Annotated in this window: 20 protein-coding genes, 1 other RNA gene and 1 other annotated feature; of the genes, 12 read left to right on the top strand and 9 right to left on the bottom strand. The window is 53.8% G+C overall.

The features are described 5' to 3' along the window. Nucleotides 1-23: 23 nt before the first annotated feature. The 3 genes from dnaX to QMZ30_RS07800 form a co-directional block, all read right to left on the bottom strand. Nucleotides 24-2,003 (bottom strand): DNA polymerase III subunit gamma/tau, encoded by a 1,980-nt coding sequence (dnaX, locus tag QMZ30_RS07810; RefSeq protein ID WP_282996864.1) that lies wholly within the window; start codon nt 2,001-2,003, stop codon nt 24-26. Then, nucleotides 621-682: a sequence feature (DnaX frameshifting element), on the bottom strand. (Overlaps the previous gene by 62 nt.) A 229-nt stretch (nt 2,004-2,232) precedes the next feature. After that, entirely contained in the window at nt 2,233-2,784 is a 552-nt protein-coding gene (apt, locus tag QMZ30_RS07805) for an adenine phosphoribosyltransferase (RefSeq protein ID WP_283226935.1), read from the bottom strand. A 153-nt stretch (nt 2,785-2,937) separates the two neighbouring features. Then, the gene (locus QMZ30_RS07800) at nt 2,938-3,318 is read right to left on the bottom strand and encodes a DUF454 family protein (RefSeq protein ID WP_283226934.1); all 381 of its coding nucleotides are present in this window, start codon (nt 3,316-3,318) and stop codon (nt 2,938-2,940) included. 57 nt (nt 3,319-3,375) lie between these two features. Here QMZ30_RS07800 and priC point away from each other — a divergent pair, with 57 nt between their 5' ends. From priC to rsmS, 3 genes are read left to right on the top strand one after another with little or no spacing between them, the layout of a single operon-like run. Beyond that, complete coding sequence (priC, locus tag QMZ30_RS07795; protein ID WP_283226933.1) at nt 3,376-3,888, top strand: primosomal replication protein PriC; 513 nt, start codon at nt 3,376-3,378, stop codon at nt 3,886-3,888. A gap of 51 nt (nt 3,889-3,939) precedes the next feature. Then, nucleotides 3,940-4,185, top strand: a complete 246-nt coding sequence (locus QMZ30_RS07790; RefSeq protein WP_039330093.1) for a GlsB/YeaQ/YmgE family stress response membrane protein — start codon at nt 3,940-3,942, stop codon at nt 4,183-4,185. Nucleotides 4,186-4,193: 8 nt separating this feature from the next. Next, the gene (rsmS, locus tag QMZ30_RS07785) at nt 4,194-4,343 is read left to right on the top strand and encodes a pleiotropic regulatory protein RsmS (protein ID WP_283226932.1); all 150 of its coding nucleotides are present in this window, start codon (nt 4,194-4,196) and stop codon (nt 4,341-4,343) included. A gap of 56 nt (nt 4,344-4,399) precedes the next feature. Here rsmS and acrR read toward each other — a convergent pair whose 3' ends face one another. Further along, nucleotides 4,400-5,038: a multidrug efflux transporter transcriptional repressor AcrR gene (acrR, locus tag QMZ30_RS07780; RefSeq protein ID WP_283226931.1), complete on the bottom strand. Its 639-nt coding sequence runs from the start codon at nt 5,036-5,038 to the stop codon at nt 4,400-4,402. A 142-nt stretch (nt 5,039-5,180) separates the two neighbouring features. On the opposite strand from acrR, the gene QMZ30_RS07775 reads away from it, so the two are divergent. From QMZ30_RS07775 to ykgO, 4 genes are all read left to right on the top strand, one after another. Beyond that, a complete protein-coding gene (locus tag QMZ30_RS07775) occupies nt 5,181-6,371 on the top strand; it encodes an efflux RND transporter periplasmic adaptor subunit (protein WP_039330091.1) in 1,191 nt (396 codons plus the stop codon). Between the two features lie 17 nt (nt 6,372-6,388). After that, a complete protein-coding gene (locus QMZ30_RS07770) occupies nt 6,389-9,538 on the top strand; it encodes an efflux RND transporter permease subunit (protein ID WP_283226930.1) in 3,150 nt (1,049 codons plus the stop codon). A gap of 150 nt (nt 9,539-9,688) precedes the next feature. Next, the gene (locus tag QMZ30_RS07765) at nt 9,689-9,946 is read left to right on the top strand and encodes a type B 50S ribosomal protein L31 (RefSeq protein WP_039330089.1); all 258 of its coding nucleotides are present in this window, start codon (nt 9,689-9,691) and stop codon (nt 9,944-9,946) included. 14 nt (nt 9,947-9,960) lie between these two features. Further along, nucleotides 9,961-10,101, top strand: coding sequence for a type B 50S ribosomal protein L36 (gene ykgO, locus QMZ30_RS07760; RefSeq protein WP_008103894.1), 141 nt, complete (start codon nt 9,961-9,963; stop codon nt 10,099-10,101). Nucleotides 10,102-10,145: 44 nt separating this feature from the next. Here the strand turns inward: ykgO and QMZ30_RS07755 are convergent, their stop codons facing one another. From QMZ30_RS07755 to QMZ30_RS07745, 3 genes are all read right to left on the bottom strand, one after another. Further along, the gene (locus QMZ30_RS07755; RefSeq protein WP_283226929.1) at nt 10,146-11,024 is read right to left on the bottom strand and encodes a metal ABC transporter substrate-binding protein; all 879 of its coding nucleotides are present in this window, start codon (nt 11,022-11,024) and stop codon (nt 10,146-10,148) included. 169 nt (nt 11,025-11,193) lie between these two features. Next, on the bottom strand, nt 11,194-12,033 hold the full coding sequence (locus QMZ30_RS07750; RefSeq protein ID WP_283226928.1) for a metal ABC transporter permease: 840 nt from the start codon (nt 12,031-12,033) through the stop codon (nt 11,194-11,196). Continuing rightward, nucleotides 12,030-12,686 (bottom strand): metal ABC transporter ATP-binding protein, encoded by a 657-nt coding sequence (locus tag QMZ30_RS07745; RefSeq protein ID WP_039330086.1) that lies wholly within the window; start codon nt 12,684-12,686, stop codon nt 12,030-12,032. Before QMZ30_RS07745 ends, QMZ30_RS07750 begins: the two co-directional genes overlap by 4 nt. A gap of 341 nt (nt 12,687-13,027) precedes the next feature. On the opposite strand from QMZ30_RS07745, the gene QMZ30_RS07740 reads away from it, so the two are divergent. From QMZ30_RS07740 to hha, 3 genes are all read left to right on the top strand, one after another. Next, nucleotides 13,028-13,381: a hypothetical protein gene (locus QMZ30_RS07740; RefSeq protein ID WP_283226927.1), complete on the top strand. Its 354-nt coding sequence runs from the start codon at nt 13,028-13,030 to the stop codon at nt 13,379-13,381. Nucleotides 13,382-13,527: 146 nt separating this feature from the next. Further along, complete coding sequence (gene tomB / locus QMZ30_RS07735) at nt 13,528-13,905, top strand: Hha toxicity modulator TomB (protein ID WP_021185827.1); 378 nt, start codon at nt 13,528-13,530, stop codon at nt 13,903-13,905. A 24-nt stretch (nt 13,906-13,929) separates the two neighbouring features. After that, a complete protein-coding gene (gene hha, locus QMZ30_RS07730) occupies nt 13,930-14,148 on the top strand; it encodes a hemolysin expression-modulating protein Hha (protein WP_034828137.1) in 219 nt (72 codons plus the stop codon). Nucleotides 14,149-14,277: 129 nt separating this feature from the next. Here hha and ffs read toward each other — a convergent pair. Next, nucleotides 14,278-14,374, bottom strand: an RNA gene (gene ffs, locus QMZ30_RS07725) — signal recognition particle sRNA small type. A 178-nt stretch (nt 14,375-14,552) separates the two neighbouring features. On the opposite strand from ffs, the gene QMZ30_RS07720 reads away from it, so the two are divergent. Then, complete coding sequence (locus tag QMZ30_RS07720) at nt 14,553-14,864, top strand: MGMT family protein (RefSeq protein ID WP_283226926.1); 312 nt, start codon at nt 14,553-14,555, stop codon at nt 14,862-14,864. Nucleotides 14,865-15,125: 261 nt separating this feature from the next. Here QMZ30_RS07720 and QMZ30_RS07715 read toward each other — a convergent pair whose 3' ends face one another. Further along, on the bottom strand, nt 15,126-15,683 hold the full coding sequence (locus QMZ30_RS07715; protein ID WP_039330083.1) for a YbaY family lipoprotein: 558 nt from the start codon (nt 15,681-15,683) through the stop codon (nt 15,126-15,128). 205 nt (nt 15,684-15,888) lie between these two features. On the opposite strand from QMZ30_RS07715, the gene tesB reads away from it, so the two are divergent. Further along, a complete protein-coding gene (tesB, locus tag QMZ30_RS07710; RefSeq protein WP_283226925.1) occupies nt 15,889-16,752 on the top strand; it encodes an acyl-CoA thioesterase II in 864 nt (287 codons plus the stop codon). Nucleotides 16,753-16,797: the final 45 nt, after the last annotated feature.

The following is a 16,797-nucleotide window of genomic DNA, read 5'->3' as shown; positions in this document are numbered from 1 at the left end:
AAACAAGCTGCGACAGCGGGTGTTCAAACGGGTCGAATACTCTCTTCATCCAGGTCGGCATCGAAGAATCGACGCAGGGTCTGAATATGAGTATCGCTTTCGATCGACTGGCGCGCCTGCACCAGCTTCTCTTCATAAATGGCCTGACGCCATTCCAGTGGCGTCAATACCGCGGGATTATCATCTTCAACGATGGTCAGTTCAACCGTTTGTCCGGCCGACTGACTGAGCGCCTCGGCCAGCGACTGTCGGGCAGACGCCGAATTCAAATGACGCTGGCTGCTGCGCAGATGCAGTGTGACGCTGTTTTCGCCCACTTCCTTCCACGCATTTAACGCCACTTGCTGCACCAGTTTGGGCAGCGTCAGTGCGGCAATTTCTGCTGCCCAGGCATCGCGCTGCTGGGCTTCTTCTGCCAGACGCAGCGCCAGCTCAGGCGTTTTCTCATGCTCCAGCGCGGAACGCAAGGCTTTTGGCGTAGCGACCGGCTCAGCTTTCACTTCCACCGTCTGCTGTGCTTTCCAGCGATAAGCTTCCGGTTTGGCCGGGGTTTTTACTGCCGGTTCTGCAGCACGCTGCTGCACACGTTCAGTGACACTGGCGAGACGTTCCAGCGCCGGATTCGCCGGCCGCGCGGAACGCGCTGCCGGCTCACTCTTTTTTGCTTTGCCGGCTCCCTGACGCAGCAACTGCGTTCGCGCCTGAAGTAGCTGACTGGTGGAGTCGGACAGATGTTCGGGTGCCGGTGGCATATCCGGGTAGTCATCGGCCATCGGCGGCACATCGTGCATGGGCGGCGCCATCTGCGGCTGTGCAGCAGGCGCGGCTTTCGCGGCCGGAGCCGATGGCGCTACCGGCGCTTGTGGCGCGGCCTGCGGAATCAAGCTGGGGCGGGCGACCGGTTCGGCAATGGTGGCCTGCGGGTGGAAAGCCAGCGCACGCAGCAGCGTCATCTCAACGCCTAAACGACGATCCGGCGCCAGCGGCAGGTCTTTACGCCCCATCAGCAGGGTCTGGTAATAGAGCTGAACATCGGCAGGCGGTAAGACGCGGGCTAAGTCGCGCAGGCGCTGTGCCTGAGTAAGATCATCTTCGCCCAGCGAACTCGGCAAAAGTTGCACCATCGCCACGCGGTGCAGCAGACGCAGCATCTCCACCAGCAGCGCTTCCCACTCAACACCACGCGAGGCCGCCTGGTTCAGTAGCGCCATCACCTGCTCGCCCTGGCCATCAATCAAGGCTTCAATCAACGCCAGCGGCTGCTCATCATCCAGCGTGCCCAGCATCTGCGCCACGGTTTCACGCGTCACGCTCCCCTGCCCCATGGCAATCGCCTGGTCGGTCAGGCTGAGCGCATCGCGCATACTGCCGTCTGCGGCACGCGCCAGCAGATGCAGTGCGCGCGGCTCGGCGGCAATCTGCTCCTGCTGCAACACGTGCGCCAACTGCTGCTGAATTTGCTCGACATCCAGCGCTTTCAGATGGAATTGCAGGCAGCGAGACAGAATGGTGACCGGCAGTTTCTGCGGATCGGTGGTCGCCAGCAGGAATTTAACGTGCGAAGGCGGCTCTTCCAGCGTTTTCAACAGTGCGTTGAAGCTGTGACGCGAGAGCATGTGCACTTCATCGATCAGGTAAACCTTGAAGCGTCCACGTGCCGGTGCGTATTGCACGTTATCCAGTAAATCTCGCGTGTCCTCGACCTTGGTGCGTGAGGCGGCGTCGATTTCAATCAGATCGACAAAACGGCCCTGCTCGATTTCACGGCAGTTGTCGCATTGACCACAAGGCGTGGAGGTAATGCCGGTTTCGCAGTTAAGGCCTTTCGCCAGCAGACGCGCGATCGAGGTCTTCCCTACGCCGCGAGTACCGGAAAAGAGATAAGCATGATGGATTCGTCCCAGTGACAGCCCGTTGGCCAGCGCAGTCAGCACATGTTCCTGACCGACTACGTCAGCGAAAGCCTGGGGACGCCATTTTCGCGCAAGTACCTGATAGCTCATGTGGATTCAATCACTGGATTTTATTGAGTTGGCACAGCGGTGCGGCTAAGTGAACCGGGTTCCGCCACAGACAAAGGGGGAAAATGCAGCTTCGCAAAACCCTGTTTATATGGGCAGTAGTCTAACAGCCACAACAGGATATGCCTATACCCGTGATACGTTGAGTGAGAGGAGAGACTGGCGGTTTGACGTAGGGGCGGCCATCAGGCCGCCCAAGGGCGCACGGGCCTTAGTGGCCGGGGAAATTCACCAGGCTGAAGCAGTCGATGCCCATCGCCGTCAGGCGTGCTTCACCGCTCAGATCGAACAAATTGATCACGAACGCGGCATCTTTCACTTCACCACCGGCACGGCGGATCAGCTTCACCGTGGCTTCCAGCGTACCGCCGGTCGCCAGCAGATCATCAACCACCAGCACCACATCACCCGGCTTGATCGCGTCTTTATGCAACTCAAGCGCATCAGAGCCATACTCCAGCTCATAGCTTTCACTGAAGGTCTCACGCGGCAGTTTGCCTGGCTTACGTACCGGCACAAAACCCACGCCCAAACCTAACGCGACGGGTGCACCGAACAGGAATCCACGCGCTTCGGTACCCACCACTTTGGTGATGCCTTTACCACGATAGCGCTCAACCAGAATGGCGATCGACGCGGCATACGCCTGAGGGTCTTCCATCAAACTGGTGACGTCGCGGAACAGGATGCCCGGCTTAGGGTAGTCAGGAATGCTTTTGATGCTGTTTTTGATGAGTTCAAGCTGCTGAGCAGTTGCGGTCATAAGTGTTACGCCTGGAAAAATATCTAATACGCGTAGCTTCTGGCAGCGCCAATACCCGGAGACCGGGTTAAGCGAAGACATTTAAACAGGGAAGCCACGCACGAAGATGCCCAAATCTATGCAAATACCCGGTTAAATGCAACCCTGACGCGCTTATTCGCGCGTGTCAGCATTTTCTGCCACTACCGGGATGCGCCACATAAACAGTAGCAGCGCGCACAACATGACGCCGAGCATAATCCGCACCCACAACATGTCGACGACATAGATTGAGACGGCAAAGGTGACGATAATCAGCAACATGGCACGACCTTTCGCGCCCGGTGGCATCGCGCGATGCTGCTGCCAGTGGCGAATGTAACGGCCAAACGGTGAGCGCCACAGCAGCCAGTGATGAAAACGCGGCGAGGAACGGGCAAAACACCAGGCCGCCAGCAACACAAATGGCGTGGTGGGCAGTAAAGGTAATACAATGCCCAGCGTACCCAGCACAATCGCTAGCCAACCGAGGCAGATGAGTAAAATTCGCTGCATGCCTGATGCCTGATAAAGTCGGAACTGCGCTACGTTAACACAGTCGGAATCAGAGTGATGCCCCAACCGCCCGCACAACAGCGCTTACTTAACCTTGTCGATCAACTGCGCCAGCAGATTGCGCAGCAGCGTGATGGCGCATGCCGTCAGCCGCGTTTCGACGCACAGTTGTTCCGATGTAAAGGTACACGTTTAGCCGACTATCTTCTTGAGCTGGAACAAAATGTCGCGCAACTGTTCGCGGTGGACACTGATGTCGCCCGTCGCCAATGGCTGGCGGAGAAGGTGCTGGACCAAATTGCCGCGTTACAGCGCGAATGCCAAAGCCAACAGCTACGCACCTCACGTGAACGCCCACGCGTCGATCCGCGCCAGCAGAAGCGTGAAGAGTATCTGGGCTATGAAACCCGGCTGTTAGCGATGATTCAACAGCGGGAACAGCATCTGGCAAAAGCCGAAACGCTGAGCGTGCAGCAGCAACTCATTCGCGAAGTCGAGGTGCTGCACGAGCGTTTAGCACGCTGTCGTTCGGCGCTGCATAAGCTGGAATTATCATCCTCAACACGATAATCAGCGTTCGCTTTCCTCTATACTTTCCCCAACCTTAAAAGGAGGAAAATCATGACGCTTATCTTCTGGGTTGCGATTGGCATTGCCGCTGGCGGGTTAAAACGCATGATGTTTCCCGGTCGGCCTGGCGGCTTTGTGCCGACGCTGGTGCTGGCGGTGATTGGCGCACTTATCGGTGGCTATATAGCGACTTACTTTACCACCGGCGATCTCGGCACCCTGCATCCTGCGGGCTTTGCAGTGGCGCTGATTGGGTCAATATTGATGCTGCTGGTGGCGGCAAAATTACGCATTTAGGAGAGAGAATGTCACTGGAAACAGCATCAGACGAGATCAAACTGGCGGTGGATTTGATCCAACTGCTGGAAGAGAACCAGGTGCCAACCGCTACCGTGCTAGCGGCACTGGCGATCGTACAGCGTGATTATCAACAGAAGCTGGCGGCAGAAGTATAACCGCGCCTGACAGTGTGCGGCCTGAAGGCCGCCCCTACAACACGGAATCCAACCCATCAACGGGCAGTAGAAAGCGTTGAACTCAACCGCAGCATATCAATAAAGGCATCCACCAGCTGCGGCGCATCCGCGGCCAGATCAAATGCCTGCGGGTTGAACAGCCAGTTTTCCATCATGCCATTGATGTATCCGCACATCAGCCGAGCTGACTGCAGCGTATTCAGACCGGCCGGTAACTGCCCGACTTCAATACAATCACGTAGCACTAATTCAATTCGGTCGTAACACTCCAACAGTAAACTTTGACGCATATCCTGTAACGTCGACATTTCGCCAACAAATTCACATTTATGGAAGATAATCTCCATTAATGCGCGTCTTTGTGGATCCTTTGCTGTGGCTTCAAGGATATAGATCAACATCGAACGGATAACAGAAAGTGGATCGCCCGGGTATTTTGTCTGATACTCAAGTTCCACATCATCAAGCCCAGCGTCACAGCGCAGCCAGATTTCATGCAAGAGATCGGCTTTATTTTTGAAATGCCAGTAGATAGCACCGCGCGTTACGCCGGCCGCTGTTGCGATATCTGCCAGGGATGTGGCAGCCACACCGTGTTCAGAGAAGTGTGCTAAAGCGGCATCCAGAATTTGATGCCGAGTTTCAAGTGCTTGCGCTTTGGTTTTTCGTGCCATAGAGGACTTTTTTTACAAACTGGCAAGTTTACATACATTTGTGAATGTATGTACCATAGCACGACCCGTGTTTTAACGCAGCAATGGGTTTATCGGTTTGTGATCCATTGATCATTTGATATCGGACACTAGAGGTTTATTTATGAATAAAAACAGAGGATTAGCCCCTCTGGCGGCCGTCCTGATGCTTTCAGGCAGCTTTGTGTTAACAGGATGTGATGATAATAAATCCCAGCAAGCCGCCCAGCAGCAGCCCCCAGAAGTGGGTGTTGTGACGTTAAAAAACGAGCCCTTGAAGATCACTACCGAATTGCCTGGCCGCACGTCGGCTTTCCGAGTGGCAGAAGTACGCCCTCAGGTCTCAGGCATTATTCTGAAGCGTAATTTTGAGGAAGGTACGGATATCAAAGCAGGCGTTTCCCTGTATCAGATCGATCCCGCTACCTATCAGGCCGCTTACGACAGCGCCAAAGGCGATTTAGCGCAGGCACAAGCCAACGCGCACGTCGCGCAGTTAACCATCAAGCGTTATAAGCCGCTGCTGGGTACCAAGTACATCAGCCAGCAGGACTATGACACCGCCGCCGCAACCGCTGCACAGACCGCCGCTGCTGTTCAGGCTGCACAAGCGAATGTTGAGACCGCGCGTATCAATCTGGCCTATACCAAAGTGACCTCGCCTATCAGCGGACGCATTGGTAAGTCTTCAGTGACTGAAGGTGCTTTAGTTTCCAGCGGACAAACCACCGCCCTGGCGACCGTGCAACAGCTTGATCCAATGTATGTCGATGTGACCCAATCCAGTGATGATTTCCTGCGTTTGCGCGCAGAACTGGAAGCCGGTCAGCTGAAACAGAATGACGGCAAAGCCAACGTCACCCTGCTCATGCAAAACGGTAGCGCATACACGCAGCCAGGCACATTGGAATTCTCTGATGTGACCGTGGATGAAACCACTGGCTCGATCACGCTGCGTGCCATCTTCCCGAACCCGGACCACCGCCTGCTGCCAGGGATGTTTGTGCGTGCGCGTCTGGATGAAGGGACCAACCCAAGCGCACTGCTGGTTCCGCAACAAGGTGTTACCCGCACCCCAACCGGTCAGGCAACGGCGATGGTCGTCGGTGCAGATAATAAAGTTGAAGTGCGTAATATTACGGCGAATCAGGCATTTGGTGACAAGTGGCTGGTGACGGATGGCCTGAAAGAAGGCGATCGCGTGATCACCGTCGGTCTTCAGCGTGCCAAGCCAGGTGCGCAGGTGACACCACAAGAAGTCAAAGATGATGCTAAAGCAGCACCGGAAACACAGTCTGCTAAATCATCGTCCTAAACAGGAGCCACTGATACATGGCTAAGTTCTTTATTGATCGCCCCATTTTTGCCTGGGTGCTCGCCATCATCATTATGCTGGCGGGTACGTTAGCCATTATCAACTTGCCGATTGAGCAATATCCCAATGTTGCGCCACCGGCCGTTGAAATTCAGGCGACTTATCCGGGTGCGGATGCGAAAACGCTGCAGGATTCGGTAACCCAGGTTATCGAACAAAACATGAACGGTATCGATGGCCTGATGTACATGGCGTCGAGCAGTGACTCGTCAGGTACTCTGACGTTGACGCTGACGTTCCAGTCGGGCACAGATGCTGATATCGCGCAGGTTCAGGTACAGAACAAACTGCAACTGGCGATGCCGTTACTGCCGCAGGAAGTTCAGCAACAGGGGATTCAGGTAAAAAAATCCTCCAGCAGCTTCTTGATGGTGGCCGGTTTTGTTAGCGATAACGACAACATGACGCAGAATGACATCTCTGACTATGTTGCCTCTAACATCAAAGACCCGATCAGCCGTACGCCTGGCGTCGGTGATACTCAGGTATTTGGTGCGCAATATGCGATGCGTATCTGGCTTGATCCGCACAAACTGAATAATTATCAACTGACTCCGGTTGATGTCATCAGTGCATTGCAGACCCAGAACACCCAGATTGCTGCGGGCCAGTTAGGGGGTACGCCGCCGGTTCCAGGCCAGCAGCTGAATGCCTCGATCATTGCGCAAACACGTCTGACATCCACGGATGAATTCGGCAATATTTTGCTGAAGGTTAATCAGGATGGCTCACAGGTGCGCCTGCGTGACGTTGCGAAAATCGAACTGGGTGGTGAAAACTACGAGATCATCGCACGCTACAACGGTAAACCTGCATCCGGTATCGGTATTAAGCTGGCCACCGGTGCTAACGCGCTGGATACCGCCAAAGCAGTAAAAGATGAGCTAGGTAAACTGCAGCCCTTCTTCCCTGCCGGTATGAAAACCGTTTATCCGTATGACACTACGCCATTTGTGAAGATCTCTATCTTCGAAGTGGTGAAAACGCTGTTTGAAGCAATCGTGCTGGTGTTCCTGGTGATGTATCTGTTCCTGCAGAACTTCCGCGCGACCTTGATTCCAACCATCGCGGTACCCGTGGTGCTGTTGGGTACCTTTGCCATCATCAGCGCCTTCGGTTACTCGATAAACACCCTGACGATGTTCGGGATGGTGCTCGCCATCGGCTTGCTGGTGGATGACGCCATCGTGGTGGTCGAGAACGTTGAGCGCGTCATGGTCGAAGAGGGCTTACCGCCTAAAGAAGCCACCAAGCGTTCGATGGAGCAGATTCAGGGTGCATTGGTGGGTATTGCCCTGGTGCTGTCAGCGGTATTTATCCCGATGGCCTTCTTCGGCGGTTCAACCGGGGTTATCTATCGTCAGTTCTCAATCACTATCGTTTCGGCCATGGCGCTGTCAGTCCTGGTGGCGTTGATTCTGACGCCTGCACTCTGTGCCACCATGCTGAAACCGGTTAAGAAAGGCGATCACGGTAAAACCACCGGTTTCTTCGGTTGGTTTAACCGTCTGTTCGATAAGAGCACCAACCACTATGTTGATAGTGTGGGTCATATCGTTCGCAGCACCGGTCGCTATCTGGTGATTTACCTGGTGATCGTGGTCGGTATGGCGTACCTGTTCCTGAAACTGCCGACCTCCTTCCTGCCGGAAGAGGATCAGGGTCTGTTGCTGGCGCAGGCGCAGTTGCCTGCTGGTGCAACACAGGAACGTACCCAGAAAGTGTTGGATCAGGTCACGGATTACTTCCTGAACAAAGAGAAAGACAGCGTTAACTCGGTGTTTACCGTAAACGGCTTTGGTTTTGCCGGTCGTGGTCAGAACACGGGTATTGCGTTCGTCAGCCTCAAGCCTTGGGATGAGCGTGGTGACGCCAGCCTGAAAGTGCCCGCCATTGCCGGACGTGCGATGCAGGCGCTGGGTCAGATCAAAGATGCGATGGTCTTCCCGTTCAACCTGCCAGCGATTATCGAACTGGGTAACGCCACTGGCTTCGACTTTATGCTGACTGACCAGGGTAACCTGGGGCACGAGAAGTTGACCGCTGCGCGTAATCAGTTGTTTGGCATGATTGCCCAACATCCGGATACGCTGGTGGGTGTGCGTCCGAACGGTATGGAAGATACTCCGCAGTACAAACTGATTATCGATCAGGAAAAAGCACAGGCCTTAGGCGTGTCGCTGTCTGACATCAACACCACGCTGGCCGCGGGTTGGGGTGGCTCTTACGTCAACGACTTTATTGACCGCGGTCGTGTGAAGAAAGTGTACGTAATGGGCCAGGCCGATTCGCGCATGCTGCCAGACGACATCAGCAAATGGTTCGTGCGCAACAGCGCAGGCACCATGGTGCCGTTCTCCGCCTTCTCTTCGGCGAAGTGGCAGTATGGTTCGCCACGTCTGGAGCGCTATAACGGCTTGCCATCAATGGAAATCCTCGGCCAGGCTGCACCAGGCAAGAGTTCCGGTGATGCCATGAACCTGATGGAAGAGCTGGCAGGTAAACTGCCAGCCGGTATTGGCTATGACTGGACCGGTATGTCCTATCAGGAACGTCTGTCCGGTAATCAGGCCCCTGCCCTGTATGCTATCTCACTGATTGTGGTGTTCCTGTGTCTGGCGGCGCTGTATGAGAGCTGGTCGATTCCGTTCTCGGTTATGCTGGTGGTTCCGCTCGGTGTGGTCGGTGCGTTGATCTTCACCACCTTGCGCGGACTCAGTAACGACGTCTACTTCGTGGTGGGGCTGTTAACCACTATCGGCTTGTCGGCGAAGAACGCCATCCTGATCGTTGAATTCGCTAAGGATTTGATGGAGAAGGAAGGGAAAGGATTGGTGGAGTCAACGCTGGAAGCCGCGCGTATGCGTCTGCGTCCAATTCTGATGACCTCACTGGCCTTTATCCTCGGTGTACTGCCGCTGGCGATCAGCACCGGTGCCGGTTCTGGCGCACAGAACGCCGTCGGTACCGGCGTAATGGGCGGTATGGTCACGGCAACAGCATTGGCCATCTTCTTCGTTCCGGTGTTCTTCGTGGTGGTGCGTCGCCGCTTCGGTAAGAACAAAGCGGATATCGAACAAGGCCATCCGGTCGAACACAAGCACTAAGTTCTAACCTGTTGAAAAGGCCGCGTAAGCGGCCTTTTTTTTATGGCTACAATCCCAGCCAGGCTAAACCCGCACTGCTTTCACTGTTGCAATCAATTCTCTGCAGGTTCATACTATTGTTATAGTATAACATTACATTAGACCGCAGTTATGAAACCGAATATCCATCCGCTTTACCGTCCTGTGGTGTTCCATGACACCTCGGTAGACGAGTACTTCAAAATCGGCTCCACCATTAAAACCGAACGCACCATTGAGTTCGAAGGTGAAGTGCTGCCTTACGTGACGCTGGATGTCTCATCCAAGTCGCACGTTCATTACACCGGTAAGCAAAAAGATCTCACCAAAGAGGGCAGCGCTGCACGCTTCAACAAGCGTTTTGGTAGCTTCCTGACGCGCGGCAACTAATCGGGGTTACATCCATGCAAGTATTAAGTTCATTACGGTCTGCCAAGACTCGTCACAAAGATTGCAAAGTCGTGCGCCGTAAAGGCCGCATTTACGTGATCTGCAAAACGAATCCGCGCTTTAAGGCGGTTCAGGGAAGAAAGAAAAAAAGGTAGGAAAGTGTCGTGATAATTGGCCGGGATGCTCCCCGGCCTTTTTTTTACTTCATGCTTTTGGCAATGGTTTCAACGTTATGTTTAAACGCATCAACATACGTTGCCGCTGGACCATTCGCTTCTGACAGCGCTTCTGGATACAGCTCACCACCTGGTTGTGCACCGGTCTCGCTGGCAATCTGTTTCACCAGACGTGGGTCAGTCTGATTCTCCATGAAGTAGGTATTGATGTGCTCTGCTTTCAACTGTTTGATGATGGAGGCCACATCGCTGGCGCTGGCTTCTGCTTCCGTTGAGAAACCAACCGGTGCCATAAAGCTCACGCCATAGCGCTGACCAAAGTATCCAAAGGCATCGTGGCTGGTCAGGACTTTACGCTTGCTTTTCGGTACGGAAGCAAATTCGCTTTTCGCCCAGCTATCCAGCTTCTGCAACTGCTGAATATAACTTTCACCACTTTTACGGATATCAGCCGCATCTTCTGGGTCGGCTTTAATCAATGCGTTCATGACGTTGGTCGCGTAGATCACGCCGTTCTGCATGCTGTTCCATGCATGGGGATCGGTAATGGTTTTTCCGTCCTCCTCCATTTTACGCGTATTCACGCCTTTTGAAGCCACCACGATATTGCCTTTATAACCTGATGCGCTAATCAGACGATCCATCCAGCCTTCCAGGCCAAGACCACTGACAAACACCACGTTAGCTTTGGACAACGCCTGGCTATCTTGCGGTGTCGGTTCAAAGGTATGCGGATCGCCGTTCGGCCCCACCAGTGATTTCACGTTGACGTGATCGCCACCGACTTGCTTAACGATATCCGCCAGCACGGTGAAGCTCGCCACCACATCGACCGTTTTCGCCATGGTCAGTGGGCTGATAAACAATGTGCCAATGGCCAGGCTTAACGTTAACTTCTTCATTCATATCCCCTTATATACCCTTCATACTTCAAATCCCCTCATGGGGCCTACTTTTGGTTCAGGTGCGTTGGCTACGTGCATTCACCTCAGTCACTTACTTCAGTAAGCTCCTGAGGATTCATCCACTTGCCGCCTTCCTGAAATTCGAATTATTTTGGGTATCGTTTGATTATCGGCGGCGCAGCAGGCCACCACATGGTCCTGTCAAAACAGAAAGCAAAAACAGTACAGCCGCACTCAGCACCACTGCCGGTCCGGCGGGCAACGAGAAGTGCCAGGAAAGTATCAGTCCTACCAGCGCGGCAACCATTGCCAGCAGCATGGCGATACCGAGCGTGCAGGCCAGATGACGGCTCCAGAAACGGGCACTGGTTGCGGGTAACATCATTAAGCCCACCGACATCAGCGTGCCCAGCACCTGAAAACCGGCCACCAGATTGAGCACCACCAGCATCAGAAAGATGCCGTGTACCACCGGCGCGCTCCACTTGCCCTGCGCGCGCAGGAAATCAGGATCGAAGGCGTCGATCACCAGTGGACGAAAAATGACTGCAAGCATCAGTAAGGTGAAAGCCGCGATACCGCCAACTAACAGGATTGCCGCATTGTCGACCGCCAGCAGCGAACCAAACAGCACGTGCAGCAGGTCGACGCTTGAACCACGCAGCGAAACCAGCGTGACGCCCAACGCCAACGAGCCGAGATAGAAGCCCGAGAAGCTGGCATCCTCTTTCAGCGGGGTGTAGCGGCTGACGGCGCCAGAGAGCAGCGCCACCGCCAGGCCAGCAATCAGTCCACCGATGCCCATCGCCACCAGCGACAATCCAGACACCAGGTAGCCAATCGCCGCGCCAGGTAACACCGCATGGGATAGCGCATCCCCCACCAGACTCATGCGACGTAATGAAAGAAAGACGCCGAGCGGTGTGGCGCTCAGCGCTAAAGCCACACAGGCCACCAGGGCGCGGCGCATAAAACCAAATTCGATAAAAGGTTGAATCAAGGTCACGAAGCCACCCTACGCAGCAGTGGAGTTTGAGCGGAGGTTGCGTCGTCGAGGGACAACACATCGTTAAAATGGCGCGCCACTAACGGGCGATCGTGTAGCACCACCAGCAAGGTCGTGCCGAGTTTCTGTTGCTGTTCGAGGATGGACATCAGTAACGCCACGGTCTGCGTATCAATGCCATTGAAGGGTTCATCCAGCAGCCAGACTTTGCTCTGCTGCAACATCAAACGGGCGAACAGCACGCGCTGTAGTTGACCGCCAGAAAGTGTCGAGGGCTGCGCGTCAGCAAACTCACGCATCATCACTGCATCCAGCGCGGCATCAATTTCCAGGCGTAAAGCACGATTGATGCCGCCGAACCAACCACAGCGTGGCCAACAGCCCATCGCCACTAATTCATAGACGGTGAGAGGAAAGCGCGTTTCTAACTCGCTACGTTGCGGCAACCAACCCAATGCTTTGCGCGGAACCTGAACTTCACAGGTTCCAGCAACCGGCGGCAGCAGACCCGCAATGGTTTTTAATAGCGTGGATTTTCCGGTGCCATTGGCACCCACCAGCGCCGTCATACTGCCCGCGGCCAGTTCGCCGGTCACGACCGGTGTCACGGCCTGCCCTTGGTAGCCGGCCTGCAATCGGTTGAAATGCATCATTTTTGCATTCCCCAATAGATAGCCACGGCTAAAAAGGCGATGAGCATTAAAGCGACCATCAGGCGACCGCCGAGCGAGAAGAGTAATCCGCTGTGATTCATGGGTGACAACCAAAATGTTATAACATAACAAACATCATATCCGATCGTCCTATCGCTGCGCCCGGTCGAAAGTGTTTCAAAAGTTAACCATTCCCCTGCTTGTCTGCGCTAATCCGTGGCCCTGAATTGATTAAGTGAAAAAACCCATCGCAACGATTGCGTATTCTTTTTATTGATGTATTGCAAAGTTAGCGCGGAACCCCAATGATAGAATCATGTTTCTTTTTTACTGGATGCAGAATGCAGTCTATTATTCATTGTAATATTGCTGTGGATGAGGACGATTGCGAGAAGTTACAGGCCATTATCCAGGGGAATATTCTCAAAATAGCCGAAGCACTGGCAGGTGATTTACAGTGGTATTCTCAAAATGCGCAATTAGTTCCTGACAGTTTTAAGATTATTTCTATTCAACCGCATGACCAGAATCGATTTAAAATGCTTTACGATTTTTCGTGGGATTTATTTAATCCTTGCCTGGATTTAAAAGAAACCTCAACCCAACGTGAAGAAGTTTTGTTCCACATAGCGCCCGGCGCGCTGGTGTTTTCAGTGATTGACAATACGCGCCCCTCGCCTGCCGACGAATTGTAATATTTGGTAATTGAGGTGAGCAAAACTAATGAATGTGGATTATATTTAAGGAGTCGCTGAATTCATTTTATTCGTGATCGCTTCCTGATAGCTTTTCCAAATCTCGCCGCGCTGCGGTAACTGTGCAAGCTCTGGAGGGGAAAAAGATGGACGAATACTCACCAAAACGGCATGATATTGCCCAGCTTAAATTCCTGTGTGAGAACCTGTTTGACGAAAGTATGGCGACCCTGACCGACAGCCACCACGGCTGGGTTAATGATCCTACTTCGGAGAGCAATTTACAGCTCAACGATTTGATTGAGCATATCGCGTCTTTCACGATGAATTACAAAATTAAGCACGTTGAAGATGAAGCGCTGATTACGCAAATCGATGAATATCTTGACGATACCTTTATGCTGTTTAGTAGCTATGGAATCAATACTCAGGATCTTCAACGGTGGCAACGTTCAGCAAGACGCTTATTTAATCTGTTTGCCGAAGAGTGCGCTTTTCTCCAACAACCCAGCCATTCCTTTTAGCATCAGAGTGAGACCGGTTTATTTATGAGCAACCAAGCCCTAACCAAAACAGATTATTTGATGCGACTACGCCGTTGTCGCTCAATCGACACCCTCGAACGGGTGATCGAAAAAAACAAGTACGAATTATCTGACAACGAACTCGCGGTATTTTATTCAGCAGCCGATCATCGTTTAGCCGAGCTGACCATGAATAAGCTTTACGATAAAGTGCCGGTCTCTGTCTGGAAGTTCGTCCGCTAACCTTTTACTGCCACTCGTTACATTACGCTTTCGTTTTATTCAGGGAGAGATCCCCAGGCAAAGGAGTGCCAGCGTAATGCTGTGCGCTGTAATTGTTGGGATTTTTTCGGGGAGCAGAAATGGTGGAGGCCCTGCCAGCTACATCCCGGCACACGCGTCGCCTGCTGCGGCTGCTTCCTTCCGGACCTGACCGAGTTCACAAGTTAGCGTTGCGGGAGAACCAACAGGGCCCCCATTGACGAGCCCTCATTTCGAGAGCGCAGGCATTATCAAGTAAGCCCCCGGCAATTGCAAGCGCAGGTCGGGTGACCGTTGTTTTCTTGAACAACCGCGCAGTAATACCCCTGCTTGCCTCACCTTGTGCATGATAAAGTCAGCCTTTCCTCGCTTAAACAGGTATGCGCATGAGCGATACAAGCAATTTTTCTGAACGCGTCTGGCAAATCATTGCCGCGATTCCTGAAGGCAAAGTCGCGACTTATGGCGATATCGCGCTATTGGCAGGTTCCCCGCGCGCCGCACGACAAGTCGGAGGCGTGCTCCGCCGTTTGCCCAAGGGCAGCAAATTGCCCTGGTTTCGGGTGATTAATCGCCACGGCCGTATTTCCCTGCAGGGCGATGATTTGTTCCGTCAGCGTGATGCATTAGAAGCCGAAGGCATTGAAGTCAGCGATGCGGGTGAAGTCGAGCTGGGTAAGTATCGTTGGGAGTATTAGTTCAACCACGTGCACAATTTCTGAAGTGCGGGCAGGCAATGCCAGGAGTGTTAAGAGTAGCGGTGCAATATGCGGCTCCCAAGTCCGCAGCCGTTGCGATATTGATTCAACAACGCGCACAATTTCTGAAGTGCGGTCAGGCAACACTGTGGAGTAAAGCGTCACACGCCATGGATGGCGTGTGCCGAGCGATCAGGGACGAGACAGCGTCTTTACGTAACAGTGTTACCTGTCCGCACACTCTCACGTCCCAATCGGTTTTTACATACTGGTTGGCGCAGGCACCGAGGCTGATGGCACCACCTGCGTCGGCGACGTGGATGGCACTGTGGTTGCCGCGCCAGGCTGCGTCTGCATCGCCATATTGGTCACTGGCACCAGTAACAGTTCTGCTTTAGTCCCGCCCTGATTAATCACCGGCTTCACGGTATCCGTGATAAACGCCAGCTTGCCGTCAATGGCGATGGCCGCACTCAACAGAATGCGTGCGTTCGGCTGAATATCTGCCGGATTAAATGGCAGCACGAACTGGAATGGCGCCTGTTTCCCTTCGGTACGCACCACATGCTGTGCCAACACTTTCGATGGCGCGTCAGCCAGTGATGCATCAGACAGCGTCACCGTCAGGACCGCATCCGGCGGCAGCGCAATACGTTGGCGAATATACACCGAACCACTAACGTTAGGCTGCGCAATGGCGGCCTGCTGTCCCGCAACGGCGGAGCCCAGTGTTGGGGTCGCTACTGGCTTACTGTGATCGGCACAGCCCGTGATTGCTGCAGCCAGGGTAATGCCGCTAATAACATGCCAGAGTTTCATCGATGTCGTCTCCTTGTGAACACTATGATTGTCGGCGCTAAATTTGTTGGGTAGCTTTTCAACCGCCGATTGACCTTAATTCTGGCACAAAAATCCGCATTGCGCCTAAATGCACCGCCAGCCCGCTGAAATCACGGCAAAATCATTGACGGAAACTGGTCGGATCTTTCAAACTGGCGCGATCGGGAATATTGAGGAATCGACTATGAGCCAGGCACTGCACAACCTGCTTAATTTACTAAATCTGGAAAAACTCGAAGAGGGTCTGTTCCGCGGCCAGAGCGAAGACCTCGGTCTACGCCAGGTGTTTGGCGGTCAGGTCGTCGGACAGGCGCTGTATGCGGCAAAACAAACCGTGCCAGAAGAACGCATCATCCACTCGTTCCACAGCTACTTCCTGCGCCCCGGTGACAGTCAGAAAGCCATCATCTATGACGTTGAAACCCTGCGTGACGGCAAAAGCTTCAGTGCTCGCCGTGTCAGCGCGGTGCAAAATGGCCACCCGATTTTCTACATGACCGCTTCATTCCAGGCACCAGAGCAGGGTTTTGAACATCAAAACACCATGCCGCAGGTGCCCGGCCCGGATAACTTGCCTTCTGAGCAAGATCTGGCGCAAAAACTGGCCGCGCATTTGCCGCTTAAACTCAAAGAGAAGTTTCTTGCTGAGCGCCCACTCGATATTCGCCCGGTGCAAATTCACAACCCGTTAAAAGGCCGGATCGATGAGCCGCTGCGTCAGGTGTGGGTTCGTGCCAATGGTCAGATGCCGAGTGATCAACGCATTCACCAATATGTGCTGGGTTATGCTTCAGACCTCAACTTCCTGCCGGTGGCGCTGCAACCGCATGGCAAAGGCTTCCTGGAGCCGGATATGCAAGTGGCGACCATTGACCACTCCATGTGGTTCCATCGCCCCTTCGATCTCTCAGAATGGCTGCTGTACAGCGTGGTGAGCACCTCCGCATCCGGTGCGCGCGGTTTTGTGCGAGGGGAGTTCTATACGCAAGATGGCACCCTGGTCGCTACTACGGTGCAAGAGGGCGTGATGCGCCAGCGCGAGGCATAAAAAAAGGGGCGATATTATCGCCCCTTATGCTTTTTATTGTTTTAG

Source organism: Pantoea sp. EA-12, from assembly GCF_030053355.1.
GTDB lineage: Bacteria > Pseudomonadota > Gammaproteobacteria > Enterobacterales > Enterobacteriaceae > Pantoea > Pantoea vagans_C.
This window is presented reverse-complemented; position numbering and strand designations above follow the sequence as displayed.

Excerpts from the sequence above, each read along its gene's own strand:
- dnaX (WP_282996864.1), bottom strand. The coding sequence starts at position 2,003 with ATGAGCTATCAGGTACTTGCGCGAAAATGGCGTCCCCAGGCTTTCGCT.
- apt (WP_283226935.1), bottom strand. The coding sequence starts at position 2,784 with ATGACCGCAACTGCTCAGCAGCTTGAACTCATCAAAAACAGCATCAAA.
- QMZ30_RS07800 (WP_283226934.1), bottom strand. The coding sequence starts at position 3,318 with ATGCAGCGAATTTTACTCATCTGCCTCGGTTGGCTAGCGATTGTGCTG.
- priC (WP_283226933.1), top strand. The coding sequence starts at position 3,376 with ATGCCCCAACCGCCCGCACAACAGCGCTTACTTAACCTTGTCGATCAA.
- QMZ30_RS07790 (WP_039330093.1), top strand. The coding sequence starts at position 3,940 with ATGACGCTTATCTTCTGGGTTGCGATTGGCATTGCCGCTGGCGGGTTA.
- rsmS (WP_283226932.1), top strand. The coding sequence starts at position 4,194 with ATGTCACTGGAAACAGCATCAGACGAGATCAAACTGGCGGTGGATTTG.
- acrR (WP_283226931.1), bottom strand. The coding sequence starts at position 5,038 with ATGGCACGAAAAACCAAAGCGCAAGCACTTGAAACTCGGCATCAAATT.
- QMZ30_RS07775 (WP_039330091.1), top strand. The coding sequence starts at position 5,181 with ATGAATAAAAACAGAGGATTAGCCCCTCTGGCGGCCGTCCTGATGCTT.
- QMZ30_RS07770 (WP_283226930.1), top strand. The coding sequence starts at position 6,389 with ATGGCTAAGTTCTTTATTGATCGCCCCATTTTTGCCTGGGTGCTCGCC.
- QMZ30_RS07765 (WP_039330089.1), top strand. The coding sequence starts at position 9,689 with ATGAAACCGAATATCCATCCGCTTTACCGTCCTGTGGTGTTCCATGAC.
- ykgO (WP_008103894.1), top strand. The coding sequence starts at position 9,961 with ATGCAAGTATTAAGTTCATTACGGTCTGCCAAGACTCGTCACAAAGAT.
- QMZ30_RS07755 (WP_283226929.1), bottom strand. The coding sequence starts at position 11,024 with ATGAAGAAGTTAACGTTAAGCCTGGCCATTGGCACATTGTTTATCAGC.
- QMZ30_RS07745 (WP_039330086.1), bottom strand. The coding sequence starts at position 12,686 with ATGATGCATTTCAACCGATTGCAGGCCGGCTACCAAGGGCAGGCCGTG.
- QMZ30_RS07740 (WP_283226927.1), top strand. The coding sequence starts at position 13,028 with ATGCAGTCTATTATTCATTGTAATATTGCTGTGGATGAGGACGATTGC.
- tomB (WP_021185827.1), top strand. The coding sequence starts at position 13,528 with ATGGACGAATACTCACCAAAACGGCATGATATTGCCCAGCTTAAATTC.
- hha (WP_034828137.1), top strand. The coding sequence starts at position 13,930 with ATGAGCAACCAAGCCCTAACCAAAACAGATTATTTGATGCGACTACGC.
- QMZ30_RS07720 (WP_283226926.1), top strand. The coding sequence starts at position 14,553 with ATGAGCGATACAAGCAATTTTTCTGAACGCGTCTGGCAAATCATTGCC.
- QMZ30_RS07715 (WP_039330083.1), bottom strand. The coding sequence starts at position 15,683 with ATGAAACTCTGGCATGTTATTAGCGGCATTACCCTGGCTGCAGCAATC.
- tesB (WP_283226925.1), top strand. The coding sequence starts at position 15,889 with ATGAGCCAGGCACTGCACAACCTGCTTAATTTACTAAATCTGGAAAAA.